Annotated in this window: 17 protein-coding genes; 8 read left to right on the top strand and 9 right to left on the bottom strand. The window is 58.3% G+C overall.

The annotated features are described in order from the left end of the window. Nucleotides 1-4: 4 nt before the first annotated feature. Together lptG and lptF are read right to left on the bottom strand one after the other, a co-directional pair. The gene (gene lptG, locus FMN63_RS11905; protein ID WP_148584196.1) at nt 5-1099 is read right to left on the bottom strand and encodes an LPS export ABC transporter permease LptG; all 1095 of its coding nucleotides are present in this window, start codon (nt 1097-1099) and stop codon (nt 5-7) included. After that, a complete protein-coding gene (lptF, locus tag FMN63_RS11900) occupies nt 1096-2283 on the bottom strand; it encodes an LPS export ABC transporter permease LptF (protein WP_148584195.1) in 1188 nt (395 codons plus the stop codon). Before lptF ends, lptG begins: the two co-directional genes overlap by 4 nt. Nucleotides 2284-2519: 236 nt before the next feature. On the opposite strand from lptF, the gene FMN63_RS11895 reads away from it, so the two are divergent. From FMN63_RS11895 to FMN63_RS11885, 3 genes are all read left to right on the top strand, one after another. Next, nucleotides 2520-4019 (top strand): leucyl aminopeptidase, encoded by a 1500-nt coding sequence (locus FMN63_RS11895; RefSeq protein ID WP_148584194.1) that lies wholly within the window; start codon nt 2520-2522, stop codon nt 4017-4019. A 519-nt stretch (nt 4020-4538) separates the two neighbouring features. After that, the gene (locus FMN63_RS11890; RefSeq protein WP_148584193.1) at nt 4539-4991 is read left to right on the top strand and encodes a DNA polymerase III subunit chi; all 453 of its coding nucleotides are present in this window, start codon (nt 4539-4541) and stop codon (nt 4989-4991) included. Nucleotides 4992-5076: 85 nt separating this feature from the next. Continuing rightward, on the top strand, nt 5077-5469 hold the full coding sequence (locus FMN63_RS11885) for a rhodanese-like domain-containing protein (protein ID WP_148584192.1): 393 nt from the start codon (nt 5077-5079) through the stop codon (nt 5467-5469). A gap of 23 nt (nt 5470-5492) precedes the next feature. On the opposite strand, the gene FMN63_RS11880 is transcribed toward FMN63_RS11885, so the two are convergent. The 4 genes from FMN63_RS11880 to FMN63_RS11865 all read right to left on the bottom strand — a co-directional run bounded on the left by FMN63_RS11880 (nt 5493) and on the right by FMN63_RS11865 (nt 10673). Continuing rightward, nucleotides 5493-6746, bottom strand: coding sequence for a hypothetical protein (locus FMN63_RS11880; RefSeq protein WP_148584191.1), 1254 nt, complete (start codon nt 6744-6746; stop codon nt 5493-5495). 161 nt (nt 6747-6907) lie between these two features. After that, nucleotides 6908-7606, bottom strand: coding sequence for an HAD family hydrolase (locus tag FMN63_RS11875; RefSeq protein ID WP_148584190.1), 699 nt, complete (start codon nt 7604-7606; stop codon nt 6908-6910). Continuing rightward, a complete protein-coding gene (locus tag FMN63_RS11870) occupies nt 7606-9489 on the bottom strand; it encodes an ABC-F family ATP-binding cassette domain-containing protein (protein ID WP_148584189.1) in 1884 nt (627 codons plus the stop codon). The genes FMN63_RS11875 and FMN63_RS11870 overlap by 1 nt, the downstream gene beginning before the upstream one ends. Before the next feature lie 113 nt (nt 9490-9602). Further along, nucleotides 9603-10673, bottom strand: coding sequence for an alpha/beta hydrolase family protein (locus FMN63_RS11865; protein ID WP_148584188.1), 1071 nt, complete (start codon nt 10671-10673; stop codon nt 9603-9605). A 153-nt stretch (nt 10674-10826) separates the two neighbouring features. Here FMN63_RS11865 and FMN63_RS11860 point away from each other — a divergent pair, with 153 nt between their 5' ends. Then, nucleotides 10827-11855, top strand: coding sequence for a helix-turn-helix transcriptional regulator (locus tag FMN63_RS11860; RefSeq protein WP_148584187.1), 1029 nt, complete (start codon nt 10827-10829; stop codon nt 11853-11855). Here FMN63_RS11860 and FMN63_RS11855 read toward each other — a convergent pair. After that, nucleotides 11840-12733 carry a DUF4344 domain-containing metallopeptidase gene (locus FMN63_RS11855; protein ID WP_148584186.1) on the bottom strand — a complete coding sequence of 298 codons (894 nt, stop codon included), beginning with the start codon at nt 12731-12733 and terminating at the stop codon, nt 11840-11842. The two genes, FMN63_RS11860 and FMN63_RS11855, sit on opposite strands and share 16 nt — an antisense overlap. A 244-nt stretch (nt 12734-12977) precedes the next feature. On the opposite strand from FMN63_RS11855, the gene ndk reads away from it, so the two are divergent. The 4 genes from ndk to FMN63_RS11835 all read left to right on the top strand — a co-directional run bounded on the left by ndk (nt 12978) and on the right by FMN63_RS11835 (nt 17432). Beyond that, nucleotides 12978-13400, top strand: a complete 423-nt coding sequence (ndk, locus tag FMN63_RS11850) for a nucleoside-diphosphate kinase (RefSeq protein WP_148584185.1) — start codon at nt 12978-12980, stop codon at nt 13398-13400. Nucleotides 13401-13568: 168 nt separating this feature from the next. After that, nucleotides 13569-14702, top strand: coding sequence for a YHYH protein (locus FMN63_RS11845; RefSeq protein WP_148584184.1), 1134 nt, complete (start codon nt 13569-13571; stop codon nt 14700-14702). A gap of 87 nt (nt 14703-14789) precedes the next feature. After that, complete coding sequence (locus tag FMN63_RS11840; protein WP_148584183.1) at nt 14790-15227, top strand: EF-hand domain-containing protein; 438 nt, start codon at nt 14790-14792, stop codon at nt 15225-15227. 105 nt (nt 15228-15332) lie between these two features. Continuing rightward, nucleotides 15333-17432: a molybdopterin-containing oxidoreductase family protein gene (locus FMN63_RS11835; protein ID WP_148584182.1), complete on the top strand. Its 2100-nt coding sequence runs from the start codon at nt 15333-15335 to the stop codon at nt 17430-17432. A gap of 273 nt (nt 17433-17705) precedes the next feature. Here the strand turns inward: FMN63_RS11835 and FMN63_RS11830 are convergent, their stop codons facing one another. Together FMN63_RS11830 and FMN63_RS11825 are read right to left on the bottom strand one after the other, a co-directional pair. Further along, nucleotides 17706-18113, bottom strand: coding sequence for a DUF983 domain-containing protein (locus FMN63_RS11830; RefSeq protein WP_148584181.1), 408 nt, complete (start codon nt 18111-18113; stop codon nt 17706-17708). A gap of 173 nt (nt 18114-18286) precedes the next feature. Then, complete coding sequence (locus FMN63_RS11825; protein ID WP_148584180.1) at nt 18287-19696, bottom strand: aminotransferase-like domain-containing protein; 1410 nt, start codon at nt 19694-19696, stop codon at nt 18287-18289. Nucleotides 19697-19917 lie beyond the last annotated feature (221 nt).

Below are 19917 nucleotides of genomic sequence, written 5' to 3'. Positions count from 1 at the left end.
CGCTTTATCCGTCTTCCTGATTCAAGAGAATTGTCAAACCCATGAGTACTCCAAATATTCCCGGCGCCCATGCCGCCACCAAGGGAGGGACAATACCGGCGCCCCCGAAGTCCTTGGCAAGTTCGGTTAGAACGTAAAGCACGAACCCGGACAGGATTCCACCCAGAATCATACTTCCCAATCCGCCAAACCTCGAAACTTTAAGGGAAACCGCGGCTGCTATTAAAATCATAGCGACTAAAAGAAGCGGGCGTGCGAGCAGAGTCTGATACTGCAAATTGTACCTGTAAGCAGGTAACCCTGCGTTTCTGGCCAATTCGATGAAACGCGGCAAATTCCAGAACGAGATCGATTCGGGCGAGCCGATGCTCTCGCGAACTTCAGTTGCTGTCAGGAAAGTGCTGATCTGATACTGCCCGTAAGGCTGTGGATCCTGTTCGGTCGTATAGACGATGGCATTGTCCAGATACCAGATCTGGTCTCCAAGCCGTGCTTCATCAGCCTCGATACGCTCGCGGAAAGTGCCATCCTTGTCGAAGGTGAAAATGGTGACACCCTTCAGTAGCGTGCCCCCTTCCAGCAATCGCTTCGCAAGCAGCACCGATTCCCCGTCAAGGCCATCCTGGCGTACCCAGACGTCGTTTGAGGATTGCAGCAGGAAACTCTGTTCCGAACCAAACAGCCCGGCGGCTGCTTCGTCTGATTTCTGCTGAAACCAGACAGCGGCGGGGTTGTAGACCGTGATGGACAGGATGCCGAGGATGATCCCGACCAGGATCGCTGGAAGAGAAAACTGCCAGACCGAAATGCCAGAAGCACGTGCAACCACGAGCTCAAGCGCTCGGCTCAGCGTTACGAAGGCAGCGATGGCCCCGAAGAGGACGGTGAAGGGAATGACCTGCTCCAGAAGCAGCGGCACCCTGAGCGCGGAAATCATAGCGACGCGCAAGACCGAAAATCCTTCTCGGTCACCGCCGCGCCGCACCAGTTCCAGAACGTCGAACAGATAGATCAGAACCGCCGCAAACAGGAAGAGTCCGAGAATGGCTTTCAGAAATCGCCCGGAAAAATAGAGCGATAGTGTCCGTCCCAGGATCATGCGACACCCCCTGGTTTGCGTCCGTGGAAACGGTCGCTCAGAGCGTCGAGTTTATCCTGAACGGAATGCTGCATATCGGTGAGCCAACGTGGCTGCGAGCCACCTTGCTCCCGGAAAATCGAGATAAGCGCAAGCACGGCACCGGAAACCGGAACGATATACAGCAGGCTGAGAAGCGCAGTGGAACCGCCCGAAATTGCGGTAACGCCGAAGCCGGTCGTTCGCAATAGCACACAGGAGCAAATCGCACCAAGCACGGCAAACCCGCGGCCTTGGCGCGTGGTCCTGGCCTTGCCCAGAAACGCGAATACGATCAGGCCAAAGGCCAGGCAATAAAGCGGCTGACTGAAGCGTTCGTGCAGTTCCTGCACCAGTTTGTCCGGATTCTTCAGCGCGTATTCGTCGTGCCTGCCCGGCGACATCAAATTCAGGGTGCTTCGCTCACTTGCCTTGAAGACAGGCTCACCGGCTTCCGGGATGAGATTTGAAAGATCGAACGCATAGGACTGGAAACGAACGATAGAAATATCGCCCTGCTGTTTCGGACGTCTTTGGATCGTACCGTTCTGCATCACGAGCAGCGTGCGGTCCGAGGCCTCCACGATTTGGCCGGTGTCGGCCTGATAGGTAAAGGCCGTCTCCGGATCACGCGTGTCGTGCATCAAGAGACCGTCAAGGGTGCCTTGGCCGGAGCGGTTGCGGATATGGAAAGTCAGACCATCCTCGACTGTGATGAAGCGGCCAGGCTTGACAATATTGGCGACAAGATCCGCGCGCACGCGCGTGATTTCGGTGCGCAGCTGGGCCAAGCCTGCCGGAGCCACATAGAGCGACATACTGGCGGTCAGCAGCATGACCACGAAGGCGAAGAGCATGACCGGCTTCAGAACAAGAAACCTGGAGCCGCCGCTGGCGTCAATGACAATGAGCTCGCTGTCTCCGGACAGGGAGTTGAGAACGAGGATCAGGGCGATCATCAGGGCGAACGGGGCAACAATGACGATCAGGAAGGGCAGGGCAAGCATCGTAATGCCGATGAACTGGACGATGGTCTGACCCTTGGAGGTCACAAGGTCCAGTTGTCGCAGGGCCTGGGTTGCCCAGACCACACCCGTCATCGCTGCAATCGTGAGGGTGAAAGCATAAGCGGTCCGGCGAATGATGTAACGTTCAAGCGTTTTCATAACAGTGCCGGTACATGTCCCTGCAAAAATGACGATAATCGGCCTGGGACCGAATAACACGGAATGTGGTGAATGGCCCATGAATAAGAATGGTTAATATACATTAATTTTTGCTGCTCTTGCCGAAAAGCTGTGGAAACCCCATGCTTTGACAGGAAAATCACAATTCAGGGGATAGGGCGCTTTTTCTTTCCACCGCCCAACTGCTCCAACCAGAAAACCAACAGGACCGAAGCATGACCAAGCTTGCAAAACTGAATTTCTCCAAGGCTGAGGCGCCGCAAGGCGGAGTGGCCGTAATCCTGGCCGGGACCGACCTCAGCCTGGGCACGGTTGCAGGGGAGGTTGTTGCGGGCATCGAGGGCGGCTTGCAGCGTCCTGCCGGGATCGCAGGTTTTTCAGGAAAGAAAAAGACAAGTCTCGATCTGGTCGCGCCCGCCGGGTCGGGTCTCGACCGCCTGATTGTTTTTGGTGTCGGCGATGCTGCGGAGTTGACCGGCGATGACTGGCGGGCTTTCGGCGGCGTGGTCTTTGCCGAGCTGCAGAAAACAAAAGCCGAGGCAGCAACAGTGCTTCTGGACCTGCCGGATTCTGTGGACCCGTCCGGCGCAGCGGCAGCCGAATTTGCCATGGGCACAAAGCTCCGCGCCTACGCCTTCGACACCTACAAGACTGTCAAGAAAGACGATGACAAGCCCAGGAATATGAAGGTGACACTGTCCGTTGCCGATCCGAAGGTGTCGAAAAAAGCCTGGTCATCTGCAGAGGCTATTGCCGACGGTGTGATTCTGGCCCGTGAACTCGTGAATGAGCCTGCAAACGTGCTGGGGCCTGTAGAGTTTGCCGCCAAAGCCAAGGAGCTGGAGGCGTTAGGTGTCGAAGTCGAGGTGCTCGGCGAAAAGGAAATGAAGAAGTTGAAGATGGCGGCCTTGCTTGGGGTTGCCCAGGGCTCCACCCGCCCGCCCCAACTGGCCGTGATGCGCTGGAATGGCGGCAAGAAGGGGGACGCTCCTGTCGCTTTCGTTGGGAAGGGCGTGGTGTTCGACACCGGTGGCATTTCCATCAAGCCGGCCGCGGGCATGGAGGAGATGAAAGGCGATATGGGTGGCGCTGCTGCCGTCGTCGGCGCCATGCATGCGATTGCGGGCCGCAAGGCCAAGGCAAACGTGATCGGCATCATAGGTCTCGTCGAAAACATGCCGGACGGCAATGCGCAACGCCCCGGCGACATTGTCACCGCCATGTCCGGAACCACCATAGAGATCCTGAATACGGATGCTGAAGGCCGTTTGGTCCTGGCAGATGCGCTCTGGTACACTCAGCAGAAATACAATCCTGCGATCATGATCGATCTGGCGACGCTTACCGGTGCGGTTCTCGTTGCGCTCGGCAATCTCAATGCCGGGCTTTTCTCCAACGATGATGGACTTGCTGACAAGTTGCTGGCATCTGCCAAGGCAAGCGGTGAACCGCTTTGGCGCCTGCCACTGTCCAAGGAATATGACAAGATCATCGACACGCCCAACGCGGACGTCAAGAACACCGGTGGCCGCTGGGCCGGATCCATCACCGCTGCCCAGTTCCTGCAGCGTTTCACAAACGACGTGCCCTGGGCGCATCTGGACATTGCAGGAACCGCATTTGGGGCGCCGAAAGACGATATCTGCCAGAGCTGGGCGTCAGGCTACGGCGTTCGTCTACTGAACCAGCTTGTCGCAGACCACTACGAAGGCTGAGACCAACCTTGCGCCCTTCCTGTTGTCTTTGCAGGAAGGGCCGCATCGAGTTTCATCCCCGACGAAGGCAAAGAAAAACCCGCCGTAAAAGGCGGGTTTTTCGAAATAGACTGTCGACCCTGGATCAGCAGGTCTTGTAGGTCTGGCAAGCCGTTGCCGGTTCCACCAGAAGACCGATACCCAGTGTCGCGCCTGCAACGACAGCAACCAACGCAAAAAACACAACGACACGCGCAAGCATTCACCAAATCCCCTTTTGCGCTGACTCCCGAAACCCGGTCACCAGCCAAATTACTGATCCATGGCCAAATCAGCTGATCATTGGATCGTCCCCGGAGACAAACCTAGCCAATCGACATTTTCGAAGGGTTAATGATACGAGTCTTGTGGCCTGTCCATGTCATGTTGTTCCCTGGGGGAATTTGGACACACGGGTGTTGCAGGCCTGCACCACATTCCGGTAGGCCAGTGGATAACGGGAAGCGAAAGTGCAAATGAAGCGTCGAAACAGGGTCAAGCATGAGCGTTGAAGTTGTATTTTATCACCTTTTGCACAAGCCGCTGGAAATGGCGCTGCCGCAGCTTTTGCAAAAGTGCCTGGAACGGGACTGGAAGGTCGTTGTCCAGACAGGAACCGCAGAGCGATGCAGTGCTCTGGATGCCCATTTGTGGACCTTTGCGGACGACGGGTTTCTACCGCACGGTACCAAGGCAGACGGGTTTGCCGAACACCAGCCGATTTATCTCACGTCAGATCAGGATAATCCGAACGAAGCCGATGTGAGGTTTCTGGTCGACAGGGCCACGCCACCCGCGCTGAGCGGCTACAAACGCGCAATCTACATGTTTGACGGCAACGACACCGACGCCGTGCAGGAAGCGCGTAGCCGCTGGAAAGACGCCAAGGCGGAAGGCTTCGAAATCGCTTACTGGCAACAGACCGAAGCCGGCGGCTGGGAACGCAAGGCCTAGGCTGAAACGGCGCCGGCGGTGAATGAGCATTTTAGGATAAGATCGGCCGTGTTGCTGCGCGTTGCCGGCAGTGGAGGAAAGTCTCATGAAGAAACTGAAAATGTCCTCGGCGGATATGGTTGCCAACGCCAGAGCCCGGATTGAGGAAGTCGACACCGATGCTGCCATTGCGCTGGTGGAAGACCCCGATGTCGTCTTCATCGACCTGCGAGATGTGCGCGAGCGTCAGAAACTTGGTTTCATTCCCGGAAGTGTTCATTGCCCACGCGGCATGATCGAATTTTGGGTAGATCCGGAGAGCCCCTATCACAAGGAGGTCTTCTCACAGAACAAACGCTTCATCTTCCATTGCGCCGCAGGCTGGCGCTCTGCGCTCACGGTCGCGATGCTTCAGGATATGGGGTTTGAGGCCGCACACCTGAAAGACGGTTTTGCAGATTGGGTAGAGCAGGGCGGTCCTGTCGAACAGAAAGACTGAAAATGTCGCCCCACTTCATTGAACTAGTTGGAAGTCGAGATCAGGCGCAACTCATCCGGATCGGTGTCTGACCCGTCTGGTCCGTTCTGGTCGTCGCCGGCGTTGGCGGTTTCATCGGGATCAAGAGGGTCTTCGCCCTCGTCCGGGGCTTCGGTCGCCTCGCGGATTTCATCAATCTTTCCGACATAGTCGCCAACACCGAGAACTTGCTTGGCCCAATCGAGCATTTCCTCGTCGACGTAGTCGTCGCCATATTCGCGGACACGGTTCTCGTTTGCCATCGCAAGCAGAGCGTCTTCAAGCGCTGTGTCAGAGATATCTTCGGAAAGTGTGTCCTGGGTGGTCTTTCCCGTTTGATATTGGCTTTCAGCCGTTTTGAAATCCGAATAGGCGTCGCTTTGCAGTGCGTTTTCAAGCGTCCGTTTTTCGGTTTCGAGAGCGGTCAGCTCGCTTTCCGTCAAACCGGTCGGATCGAGGCTTTCAAGTTCCGCAAGCCGGTCTTCAAGCTGTTGAGACGTGAGATCTTCGTAGGCAAAGCCATCAAAGCTTTCCACATCCTGCAACTGTCCTTCGAAAAAGGTGCGAGCCGTCAGAAAGTTCTGTTCGAGACCCTGCAAATCTGCGGAGAGCTGCTCGTAGGCGAGGCTGTCGTTAATATAGGCCTGGATGGCGGACAGATGCGGGTCGTTGGAATTGAGATAGGCGTGGTAATTCCGGTTCAGGGAATTAAGCCGGCCGAGCTTGGCATTGAAGTTCTTCGGTTTACCGGCGGGGCTTGCCTGCGGGGTTACCGCAATACTCGCCAGCGTCGCCCGCTCGGCCTTGGGAAGCCGGTGGCTCGTCGTAGCGCTCTTGCCCCTTGAGACGGTGTGACGCTTGCCGGAATTTTTTGAATTCTGGGTGCCGAAAACGGAATTCAGAAAGCCCCCGAGGCCTTTTCCATTCCCGTTGCCATTGTTCGATTTGGCCTGCTTTGAACCGTTGCCGCGGTTGAATATCCCAAGTCCCTTGTTGCCGTTGGAAGCGGAGTTGCCACCCCGGTTGGCGTTGCCGCTGTTGCCCTTGTTGCCGGAATTGCCCTTGTTACCGCCGCCGTTGCCATTTCCGCCGGAGTTTCCATTGCCACCACCGCCGTTTCCATTCCCGCCACCATTGCCATTCTTGGCAAAGGCCTTGTCCACGTGGAAAGAAAGCTGAGGTACATCCGGGGAAAGGGAAGGGGCAACCACGAGTGCAGTTGCACCAAGGAAAAGCGTGACGGTTCTGGAGAGAGGCATTGCATATCCTGATTTGAAGCGTGCGAATAATCGAACCTTTCGGAAGCAATGGCGGCTATACCGTCAAGGTGCCGCCAGGTTCTGAATGTTCACTTACGACAACCCGTCAGAATTTAATTGGCTTCGCCTTCAGCCGAAATTTTCCGTCATGGCGCACCGCATTAGCTCAGGCGAGCAAGCAATTGCGGCAGCTTGCCGATATGGTCCAGCCGGTAGAATCTGTCGTGACCACGGGGCTCATCCGCTTCTTCCAGCGCCCAGGTAAGCTCATAGGGGACATGGGCACCAAAAGCACCTGCCTCCAGAGCCGGCAGAATGTCCGACTTCAGCGAGTTGCCAACCATCAGTGCCTCGCCAGGGCCGCTGCCGTGGCGGGAAAACAGGGAGCGGTATGTCTCGTCCGTTTTTTCCGAGACGATCTCGATAGCATCGAAATAGACGTCAAGGCCGGAGGCTGTCACCTTGCGCTCCTGGTCGAACAGATCGCCCTTGGTGATCAGCACCAGCTTGAACGCCGACTTCACCGTCTTCAGCGTCTCTTCAACGAAAGGAAGCGGTTCCACCGGGTGTGTCATCATTTCGCGCCCGGCTTCCAGGATCTCGGCGATGACATCCGCAGGCACCTGCCGGTCTGTCACTTCGATCGCCGTTTCGATCATCGAAAGGGTGTAGCCCTTCACACCGTAACCGTAATGCAGAACATTACGCCGTTCTGCGGCCAGCAAGCGATCTGCCAGATGAGCCTTGTCGGTATAGTCGCCCAGCAGGGCCGCGAAGCGTTCTTCCGTCAGCCTGAACACCCGTTCGTTGTGCCAGAGCGTGTCGTCGGCATCGAAACCGAGTGTCGTGATCGTGGCCATCAGGAAGCCTCCTCGAATTCGGCGGAAAGTTCGAGCCAGTCCTCTTCGGTCTTGATCAGCTTTTTCTCGCAGAAGGCCCGTTCCTTGGCGAACTTGGCGGCCCGCTCTGGGTCTTTGGTAAAGAACTCCGGATCAGCAAGCGCATCGTCCAGCTTGCCGATCTTGTCCTGCAGGCGCTTCATTTCCTTTTCGGCGGCATCGATCTTCTGTTTCAACGGTTTCAGAAGTCCGCGTTTGACGGCAGCATCGCGGCGTTTTTCCTGCGCATTTGCCTTGTCGGCTTCCGCAGCGGCCTTGTCACGGGCTTTCTGAACCGCTTCGGGCCCCTGCAGGATCAGCCGACGATAGTCTTCCATGTCGCCGTCATAAGGTTCCACCTTGCCGTCGGCCACCAGCCAAAGCCGGTCTGCGCAGGCTTCGACGAGATGCCTGTCGTGGCTGATCAGGACAACAGCTCCCTGAAAGTCATTCAGGGCCATCACCAGCGCCTCACGGCTGTCGATATCGAGGTGGTTTGTCGGTTCGTCGAGGATCAGCAGGTGCGGACCGTCAAAGGTTGCCAGTCCTAAAAGCAGACGCGCCTTTTCTCCGCCGGACAGGTCCTTCGCGGGCGTGTCCATCCGGTCGGTCGGAAGGCCCATGCGTGCAACGCGGGCCCGCACCTTTGCCTCCGGCGCATCTTGCATCAACGTGCGTACATGGGCGACGGCATTTTCCGCCGGTTTCAGCTCATCGAGCTGATGCTGGGCGAAAAAGGCGATCTTCAGTTTCGACGCCTTGGTGATCTCGCCATCCATGGCGCCCAGGCGACCGGAAATCAGCTTGGCGAATGTCGATTTGCCGTTGCCGTTGGCCCCCAGCAGAGCAATCCGATCATCGGTGTCGATGTTCAGCGTCAACCGAGACAGGATCTTGGTATCGCCATAGCCTGTCGACACGTCTTCCAGTTTCAGGATGGGCGGGGCAAGCTGATTTTCCGGATCGGGGAAATGGATCGGTTTGCTGCTCTCGTCGGTGAGGGCGGCTATGGGCTGCATCTTTTCCAGCATTTTCAGCCGGGACTGAGCCTGCCGGGCCTTGCTGGCCTTGTAGCGGAACCGGTCGACAAAGGCCTGCATGTGCTTGCGCTGGGCGTCCTGCTTTTCCTTGGCCTTTTCGGCCAGGATCATCGCTTCGCGCCGTTGCCGGTCGAAACTGTCATACCCGCCGGAATAGTAGGTCATCTTGCCCCGGTCCAGATGGACGATGCTGTCGACGGCCTTGTTCAGAAGGTCTCTGTCATGGGAGATCAGAAGCACCTGATGCGGGTAGCGGGCAACATAGTTCTCCAGCCACATCGTGCCTTCCAGATCGAGATAGTTGGTCGGCTCGTCGAGTAACAGAAGGTCAGGTTCGGAAAACAGGACAGCTGCCAGGGCGACACGCATGCGCCATCCGCCGGAAAAGGATGAACAGGGCCGCTGCTGTGCGGCAGCGTCAAATCCGAGACCGGACAAAATCGCGCCGGCCCTGGCCTCGGCCGTGTGCGCACCAATGTCGGCAAGCCGGGTGTGGATCTCGGCGATCCGTTCCGGATCAGTCTGCGTTTCTGCTTCCGCGAGCAATTGGCTGCGTTCCTTGTCCGCGGCCAGCACTACTTCCATCAGGGTTTCTTCCGTGCCGGGTGCTTCCTGCGCGACCTGACCGATGCGCGCACGCTTCGGGATCTGCACAAAGCCGGTCTCGGTGGAAAGATCTCCGGTGATGATCTTGAACAGCGTTGATTTGCCGGCGCCATTTCGGCCGACAAGACCTGTCTTGGCCTTGCCGGGAAGTGTAACGCTGGCTCTGTCGATCAGGAGGCGATCTCCGATCCGATATGTAAGGTCCGTAATCTGCAACATAAGGCGGATGTTTGGCGGAGCGCCCTTAAGGATGCAAGTGGAAACCGGAACGAAAACTCGTTCGGGCGGCGGGCTGTGGCATTGCTGCACTTTTGAGCCCGCCGCGCCCTGTCTTAAGGCTGCAGGAAGCCAAGAATTTCCATCAGGATACGTTGATGCTGCTCTTCGCGTTCCTTGCTGCCTTTGATGCAGACGATTTCGTCGCCCGGCTCATATTCTTCCAGGATGGCAAATCCTTCCGGCTTGCACACACCCATGAAATCGAAATGACCGGCATCAGCCATTTCCACATGACGGACCTTGTCGGCAGGCAGGGCAGCGGCCAGCGCACGCGACTCGACTTCCTGCTTCAGCATGTCGGCACGCTGCGACCCCAGTACAAGAACCGGAATGTTTATGGCGCTCAGGCTGTCGCGTGAAAGGACCGGCGTTCCACCAAGATCCAGGCTGATGACCTTGGTCAGCCGCGGGTCCTTTCGGGATTTTGCCATCTCGCTCCGGTCGGCCTCCGTTTTCGCGACGGACCAATCCGTCAGCACCTGGCAGGCCGTCGGCAGTGCCTCACCCGAACACACGCGCTCATACCGCTCAGGCTCGAATTCAGCACCAGCCAAAAGCAGGACTGTGAAGCCGCCAAGGGAATGGCCGGCCGCATAGATCCGTTCCGGGTCGATACTGTCCTTGTAGGGGCTGTCCTCGATCAGGAAGCTGATAAGGCGAGACAGGTCGACGGGCCTGTCCCAGAGCTTGCGGGCCTGGTCAGGATCGCGCAGGAACGAGCTGGTCCCCGGATGGTTGACCATGGCAACGAAATAGCCGCGACGGGCAAGTTCGGAACCAAGCCAGGCCTGGTTTAACGTGTTGCCGTACATGCCGTGCGATACGACGACGAGCGGAAAAACGTCTTCGGCGGCTTTACCGTCAGGATCGGCCAGTGCCATTTGCCAGACCTTGCTCGTGTCTGCCCGGGGCAGGATGTCTGGCGTTGCGGTTGGATACCAGAGGTCACCTTCAAGGGGCCGATCCTTGCGCGCGTCCTCGACGGTGATCTTGGTGACACCCGGCCCGTAGCGAAGTGTGTCCTCGGCAAGTGCGCCTGTCGCGAGACCGAGAGCACCGGCAAGTGACACGGCAAGCCTGAGCAGCCGGATGGGCCGAACGAGACGGTTGGATGACGGATACATGGAACCTCCAGGGGTGTTAGCAGGAAGTCCTTGAGATGCGCTTCGCCAGATCTGTTGACAATTGCCTCGGAGGCGATGTCCTGTCCTCAAACGTGATAAAGGACAGGAGCTACAAGGTGTTTTGTCACCACAGCCGAGCGCGTTGAACCAAAGATGATCAGCATTCCGGTGTCTTTCCTGCTTGCCGCATTGTTCGGAGGGCTCGCCTTGGCGACCCTGGCCTGGCGGTCTCTGCCTGGACGGGCACGGGGAATGTTTGCAGGCGTGTTTTGCCTGATGGCGATCGAGGCGTCCTTGGTCGGACTGCGCTTTGCCTATGGGCATTTCGAGTTTCTTGCGGTTCAACGGGTTCTGCCCGTGTGGATAGCGCCGCTCATTTATCTGGCCTTCGTTTCCCTGACGGTCCCTATCGAAAAGGCCCGGCGACTGATTGTATGGAATCTTGGGGCGGCGATCATTGTAACGACTGCCTTGTATGTGCCGGTGCCGGTGACGGGATATGTCGATGGAGTGATCGGGATGAGCTATGCGGTCTATGCGCTGGCTCTCGCACGGATCTGGATCAACGGGCAGGACGTCTTTGTTGAAGCGCCGACCAACATGGGTGGCCTGCTGCACAAGCTGCTTCTCTTCTCCATTTTGATCATTGTGGCCACGATCCTGATCGATGCACTCGTCGCCTATCTGTTCGCGCAAGAAAGACAGGGGGCAGCAGCTCTGGCAATTTCAGGGGCAAGCCTGTTTTTCCTGGTGCTTGCAGTTGGGGCCGGCATCGGATTTCTGGGCACTCGGCTTAGGCAATCCAGGGATACCGGGAAAGAGTTTGCTGCAAGCGATGCGCAGCAGGCAGAACTGGTTGAAGCTGCCAGAAGGGTTCTGATCGCTCAGGAGTTTTTCAGAGATCCTTCGCTGACACTCACGCGGTTGGCCCGCCGGGTCGGTGTTCCGGATCGTGATCTTTCCAGAGCTGTCAACGCGGTGGAAGGTGTCAACGTCAGCCAGTTCGTCAATCTGGTGCGCCTTGAGGAAGCCGCCCGGCTGCTAGCCTCGACCGATGACCCGGTGGGCCGGGTCCAGGAACGGGCCGGTTTTCTCACCCGGTCGAACTTTTACCGGGAATTCCAGAAGGCATATGGCGAAGCGCCAGGCGCTTACCGCAAGAAGGCTCAGTCCGCGTTCTGAGCGTTTTCGTCCACTTCAGGTACGCTTAGATAGAGCTCTGCCAGGCCGGCGAGCAACTCGTGGCAGAGGATCACTTCACGTGTATCTGGATCCCAAAAGGCATTTTCCTCGCCGCAGGCAGCCGAGCGGAAGGTGACGGGCCTGGGTAAATCGTAAAACGTGTCGAATTCTCGGGCGACCAGTTCCATCAGGCCACTTTCCTTCAGAAACAGGGCCATGGTCTCCATATCGCGGGACGCCGGATCATGGACAACCGTGATCTTGCCGCCGGGTGTATCGCTGTCCCTGAGGTGGGGATCCGTTACGGCCTCCCAGGAGCCAGACGCCTGGTCATAATCGAAGGCACAGCTTTCGATCCGCTCCTCAGGCAGCTCCAGGTCCCTGGCGAGATCCAGAAAGGCATCTTCGTCGACCCCCACCATCAGGCACAGCATCTTGTAGCCGCGTTGCAGGTCCAGATCGTGTTCGTCGTAGAAAACGAGATCGTCGTAATTCTCGTCTGCGATCAGGAACCAGCCGATCATCGCCTGGGTGAGATAAAGGTCCATGTCGCCGGTGTCCGCACCGAGCATGGAAATGGTGGCCAGATTATCGACCGCATCCTCTTCCTGCGCCAGCACGGGAAGTTCCAGCTCCGAAATCAGCATGTGTCCGCTCTCGTGGTAGAGCGTGAACAGCGTGTTGCCGGAAACGAAGACGAAGAGCTCTTCGAGCTGTTCGGGGGAAAGAGCTGCAAGCTTTTCTGATAGAGTGCGAGCGGTTTGCGGGGTGTCGCTTTCCGTTGTATTGGCTACTGCTGGCCCGTCAGCAAAGCTGAGCCACAGCGATGCGACTGCGGCGAAAAGGAGCGTCGGCAAGAGCGCGAAGCGTTCGACCATGGTGTCATTTCCTGAAAAGAGCGCCGCGAACCGATCGCGCAGCTTTGCCTTTGCGAGCGAACTTAGGCAGCCGTTGAAATGTTTGCCAGCACCGTATTCAGACACATACCGGTTACTGACATCAAAATGTCATGACCAGGCCCCCTTGCGGGCGTGGCAGTGCCCCGGTATTAAGGCCGCGAAATTCTAGAAATCCGGAACCGGCACTCCGCCGGTCCGCTGCTGAAACGAGAAAGATGAAACCATGGCGATTGAACGCACGTTTTCCATGATCAAGCCGGACGCCACCAAGCGTAACCTGACCGGTGCCATCACCGCCAAGCTCGAAGAAGCCGACCTGCGCGTCGTTGCGTCCAAGCGTGTTTGGATGTCCCTGCGCGAAGCAGAAGCATTCTATGCGGTTCACAAGGAACGTCCGTTCTTCGGCGAACTGACCGAATTCATGTCTTCCGGCCCGACCGTCGTTCAGGTTCTGGAAGGTGAAGACGCCATTGCCAAGAACCGTGAAGTCATGGGTGCAACCAACCCGGCTGACGCCGCAGAAGGCACGATCCGCAAGGAATACGCGCTGTCCATCGGCGAAAACTCCGTTCACGGCTCCGATGCGGCTGAAACCGCTGCCGAAGAAATCGCCTTCTGGTTCTCCGGTGTTGAGCTCGTCGGCTAAACTTCGGACAATCAATTGACTTCAAAGCCGGTCCTCAGGGGCCGGCTTTTTCTGTTTTTCGGCCTACCTCCCGTTACATCGCGTTACACTTTGATGCGATTGCTCGACAGCTTCTCGCTCTCTTAACCGCCATACTCTGCTCGTGGGCGAAGAGATCGGGAGAAAGCGATGCGCATATCCATAGCGCTTGCCGGAGTGTTGATTGCAGCACCGGCTGCCGCGCATGACAGCACGGCACGGCTGGCGGGTGAAGAAACCGTCGAGCATGCCCATGCCCTGGAGGAAGTCTGGAACTTGCTGGTGCCGAAGGCAGAAGCCTCGGCCGACATTTCCGTTGAGGGGAACTACCGCCATATCCACGGCAACGGCTATCCGTCGAAACCGCCTGGGCAATTTCCCAACCGTGGCAACCCGCACACAATTTCAAAGAAGAACTACAATCTGAAAGTCCCTTTGGTTCCACACAGGAACGCCAGCGCGACCAAGGCACAAGGTGCGGTCTTCGGCATCGCCGTGAACGGTGTTGTCATGGACCCAGGTACGGCTGAGTTCTGGCAGAACGACCGGCGGTCCGGGTGGAACTACGAGGCGCTGGGCGGTGGTTGCAAGCTGGGGCTCGACCAATACAACGCCCATGTCCAACCGGATGGAACCTACCACTATCACGGCATTCCGACCGGGGTCATGGCTTCGGAAGAAGGCAAGTCGGTTCCAGCGTTGCTTGGCTTTGCCGCCGACGGCTTTCCGATTTACGGCCCATATGGCTATTCCGATCCTCAGCGGAAATCGGGTCTGAAAAAGTTGAAGAGCAGCTACAGGCTGAAGTCAGGCAACCGGCCAGGTGGGCCGGGCGGGCGCTACAATGGCAAGTTCACGCAGGACTGGGCCTTTGTTGCCGGTGCCGGCGACCTCGACCAGTGCAACGGCCGCTTCGCGGTTACGCCGCAATACCCCAGGGGCACCTATCACTATGTGCTCACAGATACGTTTCCGTTCATTCCGCGTTGCTGGATGGGTACTCCCGACAGCAGTTTTCTGCGCCTGAAGCGTGGCGGTATGCGGGGAGAGCTTCAAGACGAAAGCGATCCTCCAACGATCGACTTTGCCGCGTTGTCGGACAATCGCGATGCTGCCGTAACGCTTGTCCAGGCCCAGGGCGGGAAACCGCCGAGGTTTCTGCCGGGAGGCCGCCCGCCGCCTCCGGGGCAAGGACCGGGATTGGGTCCGCGCAATGGCGGCCCGCCACCCGGCGGACGGCCGAATGCGGGACGAGGCGGACGGTCTCCCTGTAGCGGCAGTTGATCGGAAACAGAAAGTGCGTGGCCATCACGCACTTTTTTTGAAAGAATAACATTCAATAATTCGAACATAATGAAGAAAGGAAAGAACATGAAAACGATCACTCTCGGAGCAGCTCTTTTTCTGGCAATCTCCAGCGCTGGATGGGCCGCAGAAGGCCCGGGCGCTCACTTCGTGGAAAACTGGGACCTGGATGGCGACGGGGCCGTGACGGCTGAGGAAGCGCGTGAACGGCGCAGCGATGTCTTTGCCAGCTTTGACGCCAATGAAGATGGTTTTCTGGATGCGGAAGAATACGTCCTGTTCGATGAGGCAAGAGCGCAGGACCAGGCCGCGAATGAACCCCAGGGAATGGGGAGGGGCGCTGGCAACCCTGCAAACGGCATGGCGCTGGACGTCAATGATACCGATGGTGACGGCAAGGTCTCCGAAGCCGAATTCCTGAATAACGCACAGGCATGGATCGAATTGATCGACCGCAACGGCGATGGTGTCGTGACCACGGCGGATTTCGGTCAGCGCAGGTGATAATTCCCGCTCCGATAGCGGGTAAAAGCGGCCATCTGACTTGACAGGTGGCCGCGCTGGGGGAACCTTGCCGGGCTCACGTTCGAGAAAATTCAGTAAGGCATCATGAACCAGCAGCCGCCCAAGAGCACTTTTTCCGCCTGTCCGCACGATTGCCCGTCGACCTGTGCGCTCGAAGTGCATTTCTATCCGCATGGCGATGTGCGCCGGCTGAATGGTGCCAAGGACAATGCCTACACCGCAGGCGTGATCTGCGCGAAGGTCGCCCGCTATCCCGAACGGCTCTATCATCCGGACCGCCTGCTGAAGCCGCTGCGGCGCACCGGCAAAAAAGGAGAGGGCCGGTTTGAGGAAATTTCCTGGGATGCGGCGCTTGACCTGATCGCCGAAAAGTTTCTGGCAGCTGAAGCTGAATTCGGCGCCGAAAGCGTCTGGCCTTATCACTATGCCGGAACGATGGGCATGGTGCAGCGGGACAGTATTCATCGTCTGCGCCATTCCAAGGGCTATTCACGCCAGTTCGACAGTTTCTGCACCAACATGGCCTGGACGGGATACGTCGCCGGAACTGGCAAGCTGGCGGGTCCCGATCCACGTGAGATGGCGGTTTCCGACCAGATCGTCATCTGGGGCACAAATCCGGTTGCGACCCAGGTCAATGTCATGACCCACGCCATAGCCGCCCGTAAGAAGCGGGGAGCACGCATCATTGTCGTAGACGTCTATGAGACCGAGACGATGAAGCAGGCGGACGTGGGCATCATCCTGAAACCCGGCACGGACGCCGCACTTGCCTGTGCCGTCATGCATGTGCTCTTCCGCGATGGCTACGCTGATCGGGACTATCTGGAAACCTACACCGACTGCCCGGTCGAGCTGGAAGCGCATCTGAAGGCGAAGACACCGGAATGGGCGGCGAAGATTACAGGACTGGAAGCCTCCCGTATCGAGGAGCTGGCGCGCCTGATCGGGACAGTCAGGAAGACGTATTTCCGGCTCGGCTATGGCTTCACCCGGTCTCGCAATGGGGCCGTCGGCATGCATGCCGCCAGTTCCATTGCCGCTGTCACCGGTTGCTGGAAGGAAGAAGGCGGTGGCGCCTTTCACAACAACGGTGCCATTTATCAGCTCAACAAGGAGATGATTGAAGCCGGCTCACTGAAGGACCCGACGGTTCGTACCCTTGATCAGAGCCTCGTCGGACGCATTCTGACCGGCGACGAGGTGGCGCTGCTCGGCGGTCCGCCTGTAAAGGCGATGCTCATCCAGAACACCAACCCGGGTTCCGTGGCACCGGAACAGGAACTGGTAAAGCAGGGCTTCGCCCGCGAGGACCTCTTCACCGTCGTCCACGAGCACTTCCTGACAGAAACGGCACAAATGGCCGACATTGTGCTGCCGGCAACCCAGTTCCTGGAGCATGACGACCTTTATAAAGGCGGCGGTCACCAGTATCTGATGTTGGGTCCCAAAGCGGTGGAGCCGCCTGCGGGTCCAAGAGAAAACATATTTGTTATCAATGAGATTGCCAGGCGCGTTGACTCAAAATCTCACCCCGGATTCGATATGAGCGCGCGCGATCATATCGACTGGCTGTTGCGCAATTCGAACTATGGAACGCTTGCGGACCTTGAGGCTGGAAAGTGGGTCGACCTGCAGCCCGATTTCGAAACGGCGCACTACCTCAAAGGGTTCGGCCATGCCGACGGCAAGTTCCACTTCAAGGCCGACTGGGGGCGTTCTTACTCGCCCAACAAGCCGGAAGACGGCACTGCTTTCGGCCCATGGCAAACGATGCCGGAGCTGCCGGACCAGTGGGACAGCATCGAACTTGCCGACGAGCAACATCCGTTCCGTCTTGTGACATCACCGGCGCGCTCGTTCCTGAATTCCACATTCAACGAGACCGACAGCTCGAAAAAGAAGGAGGGCCGTCCGGAAGTCTGGCTGCGTCCAGAAGAGGCAGAGCGCTTCGGCATTGAAGATGGCGCCAAGGTGAAGATGGGCAACCGGCGGGGTGTCGTAACACTGCATGCGCGGCATGTCGCGACCGTCGCACCGGGCACCGTGATTTCAGAAGGCATCTGGCCGAACGACGCCTTCGAGGATGGGCGCGGCATCAACACGCTCACCGGCGCCGACCCGGTGGCCCCTTATGGCGGCGCCGCCTTCCATGACACTGCTGTGTGGCTGAGGGCGGTTTGACGTGGCCAGCCAGCCGGTTTGTACGGAGATCGCGCCCCATCCTTCGAGACGCGAGCAGGCTCGCTCCTCAGGATGAGGTGGAAGTGCGTTCAGACATAAGCAGAGCAACACATTCATCCTCATCCTGAGGAGGTGCGAAGCACCGTCTCGAAGGATGGGGCACTTGCTCCATAGCCTCTCGAATTCAGAAAGAAAAAGGCGGTGCATCGCTTTCCGATGTCACCGCCTGCCTCGAAAAATTCAGATCCTTGCCCGGCTTGGGGCGTCCAGACGTCAGACCTGGTTTTCCGGGGATTGAGAATCGGGTGTGACCAGCCGGCCTTCTTGCGCCTTGTAGAAAAACTGACTGGAGACCAGCCATCCCTTGAGTGGTCTCAGCATCGGGATGCAGGTCACGAGAATCAGTGGCAAGGTCGTTACCAGATGCACCCAGTAGGGCGCGGTGAAGGCGATTTCGAGCCAGATCGCAAAGGCGACTGCCGGAATGCAGCCAAAGCAGATGACGAAAAACGCTGGTCCGTCCGCAGGGTCGGCAAAGCTGTAATCAAGTCCGCAGTGTTCGCATTTCGGCTTCAGCTTCAGGAACCCGTCGAAGATGGAGCCTTCGCCGCAACGCGGGCAGCGACCTTTAATGCCGGTCTGGATCGGCGGAATTTTCGGCCAGCTTTGTTCAGTTGTCATGGAACACCTTTTCCTGCGAGAGGTCTTCCGGGAAGCGCCGGAGACGTTGATCCAGTCAATTGATAAATGATTGGAATTATTTGCAGTCAAAGATAGCGCAAATTGCCGCTATAGCAAGTCGCTCACCTGCGGCAGATTGGCCGGGGGGGGCTACGCAGTCTTTCTGTTTTCGCTCAGAAGTATGTGGAGGTCCTGTCCGGCGTTGAGGCCAGTGCCTGGGAGATGACCCTGAGCGCGCTGTCGATCTGCTTCCGGTCATGCGGCCCACCCAGGCAGAGCCGGACGGCTTCGTCTGCTGTGCCGTTGATCGTGAACGCATCGCTTTCGACAACACCGACCGGCTGGTTGCGCATCTGGCTGACAAAGGCCGCGCGAGACCAGCCATTCGGCAAAGTGAGCCACAGATGAAAGCCGTCCGGGTCGGCTTCGGTTTGCAGGTCTTTCAAATGGCTTGCAGCCAGGTCCTGCCGGGCTGTGCTTTCGTTGCGGATGTGCCGAAGTAACGCCTTGGCGGTGCCGTCCTCGAACCACTGAGTGGCGAGGGCCGTCGTGAGCGGCGAGACCATGACGCAGGATGTACGCTGCGAGCGGGCAAATTGCCAGGCCGCACTGCGGTCGGGAGCAAGGACGTGGGCCAGCCGGAGGCCAGCGCCGACGCTTTTCGAAAGAGAACCAATGTACCAGGTTATGTCCGGCGCGAGGGCGGCAATCGGTGGCATTTCCTTTCGGCTGAGCTGACCGTAGGGGTCGTCCTCCAGAATAGGCACGCCGTGGCGCTGTGCGACGGCCGCAAGGTCACGGCGCCGCTGCTCTGAAAGGGTTCGGGTGGTCGGGTTGTGAAGCGTCGGATTGACATAAAGCGCTTTCAAACGTCCATCCCGACAGGCGTTCCGAAAGGCGGCAGGGTCAATACCATCTTCATCGGTTGGCAGTCCTTGCAATTCCAGGCGGAGTTGACCGCAGATGGAGCGGATCCCCGGGTAGGTCACAGCTTCACAGGCGACCCTGTCGCCCGGCTCGCAGAGCGCTGCAAGGATATTGGCAAGGGCCGCCTGAGCGCCCGGGGCATACAGAATATCTTCCGGCGAAGGCTTCAGGCCGACGCCGGCAAGCCAGCGTGCAGCCGCCTGCCGGTCCGGGTCTTTTTCGGCAAAGGTCTGATACCGCAATAGCGGGATGAGGTCAGCTGACAGCGCAGCGACGCCTTCTCGCATGCGCGTGATCAGGTTCGGATCGCTGACTTCCGGCGGCAGGTTCATTGAAAAATCGGGCGGCGACTGACGTCTGATATCGCGTGCCGCAAGGCCGCTGCCCGGCAGTCCACGGCTCAGCAGACCGTCCGGATTAGTCACGAAAGTGCCGCTGCCGACCATGGAGGAAATCACACCGCGACGCCGCGCCTCGGTATAGCCGCGGGCAACGGTCGTGAAATCCAGCCCCAGCCGGGCCGCCAGCTGGCGTTGCGCGGGCAACCTGTCTCCCGGCGAAAGGCGTCCGGCGCGGATATCCGCTTCTATGGCGTCAGCGATCGCGGCGTAGCGCGGGGCGTTGCTGGCGGAAAGATCCGGGCACCATTCGGTCATGAAGGATTGTCTTTCAAATTGACTGGATAATGACTGTATACAGAGCAGGCATCAAATTGTCATCAGTCATTCGCACCAGCTGTGGCCCCTGTGGGAGCACACACAGCAACGACGGCCATCGAAGCACACGCCGCCGGAAAACTTCGGACGGTTCAGCGGGGAGGCAGGAGGTCCCCTTGCGGATGTGTGTTCTGCGGGCAACGGACCACCAAGGTCCGATA

Source organism: Stappia sp. BW2 (genome assembly GCF_008107695.1).
Classification (GTDB): domain Bacteria; phylum Pseudomonadota; class Alphaproteobacteria; order Rhizobiales; family Stappiaceae; genus Roseibium.
Note: the sequence above shows the minus strand (reverse complement) of the source record. Positions and strands in the feature narration are given on the sequence as shown.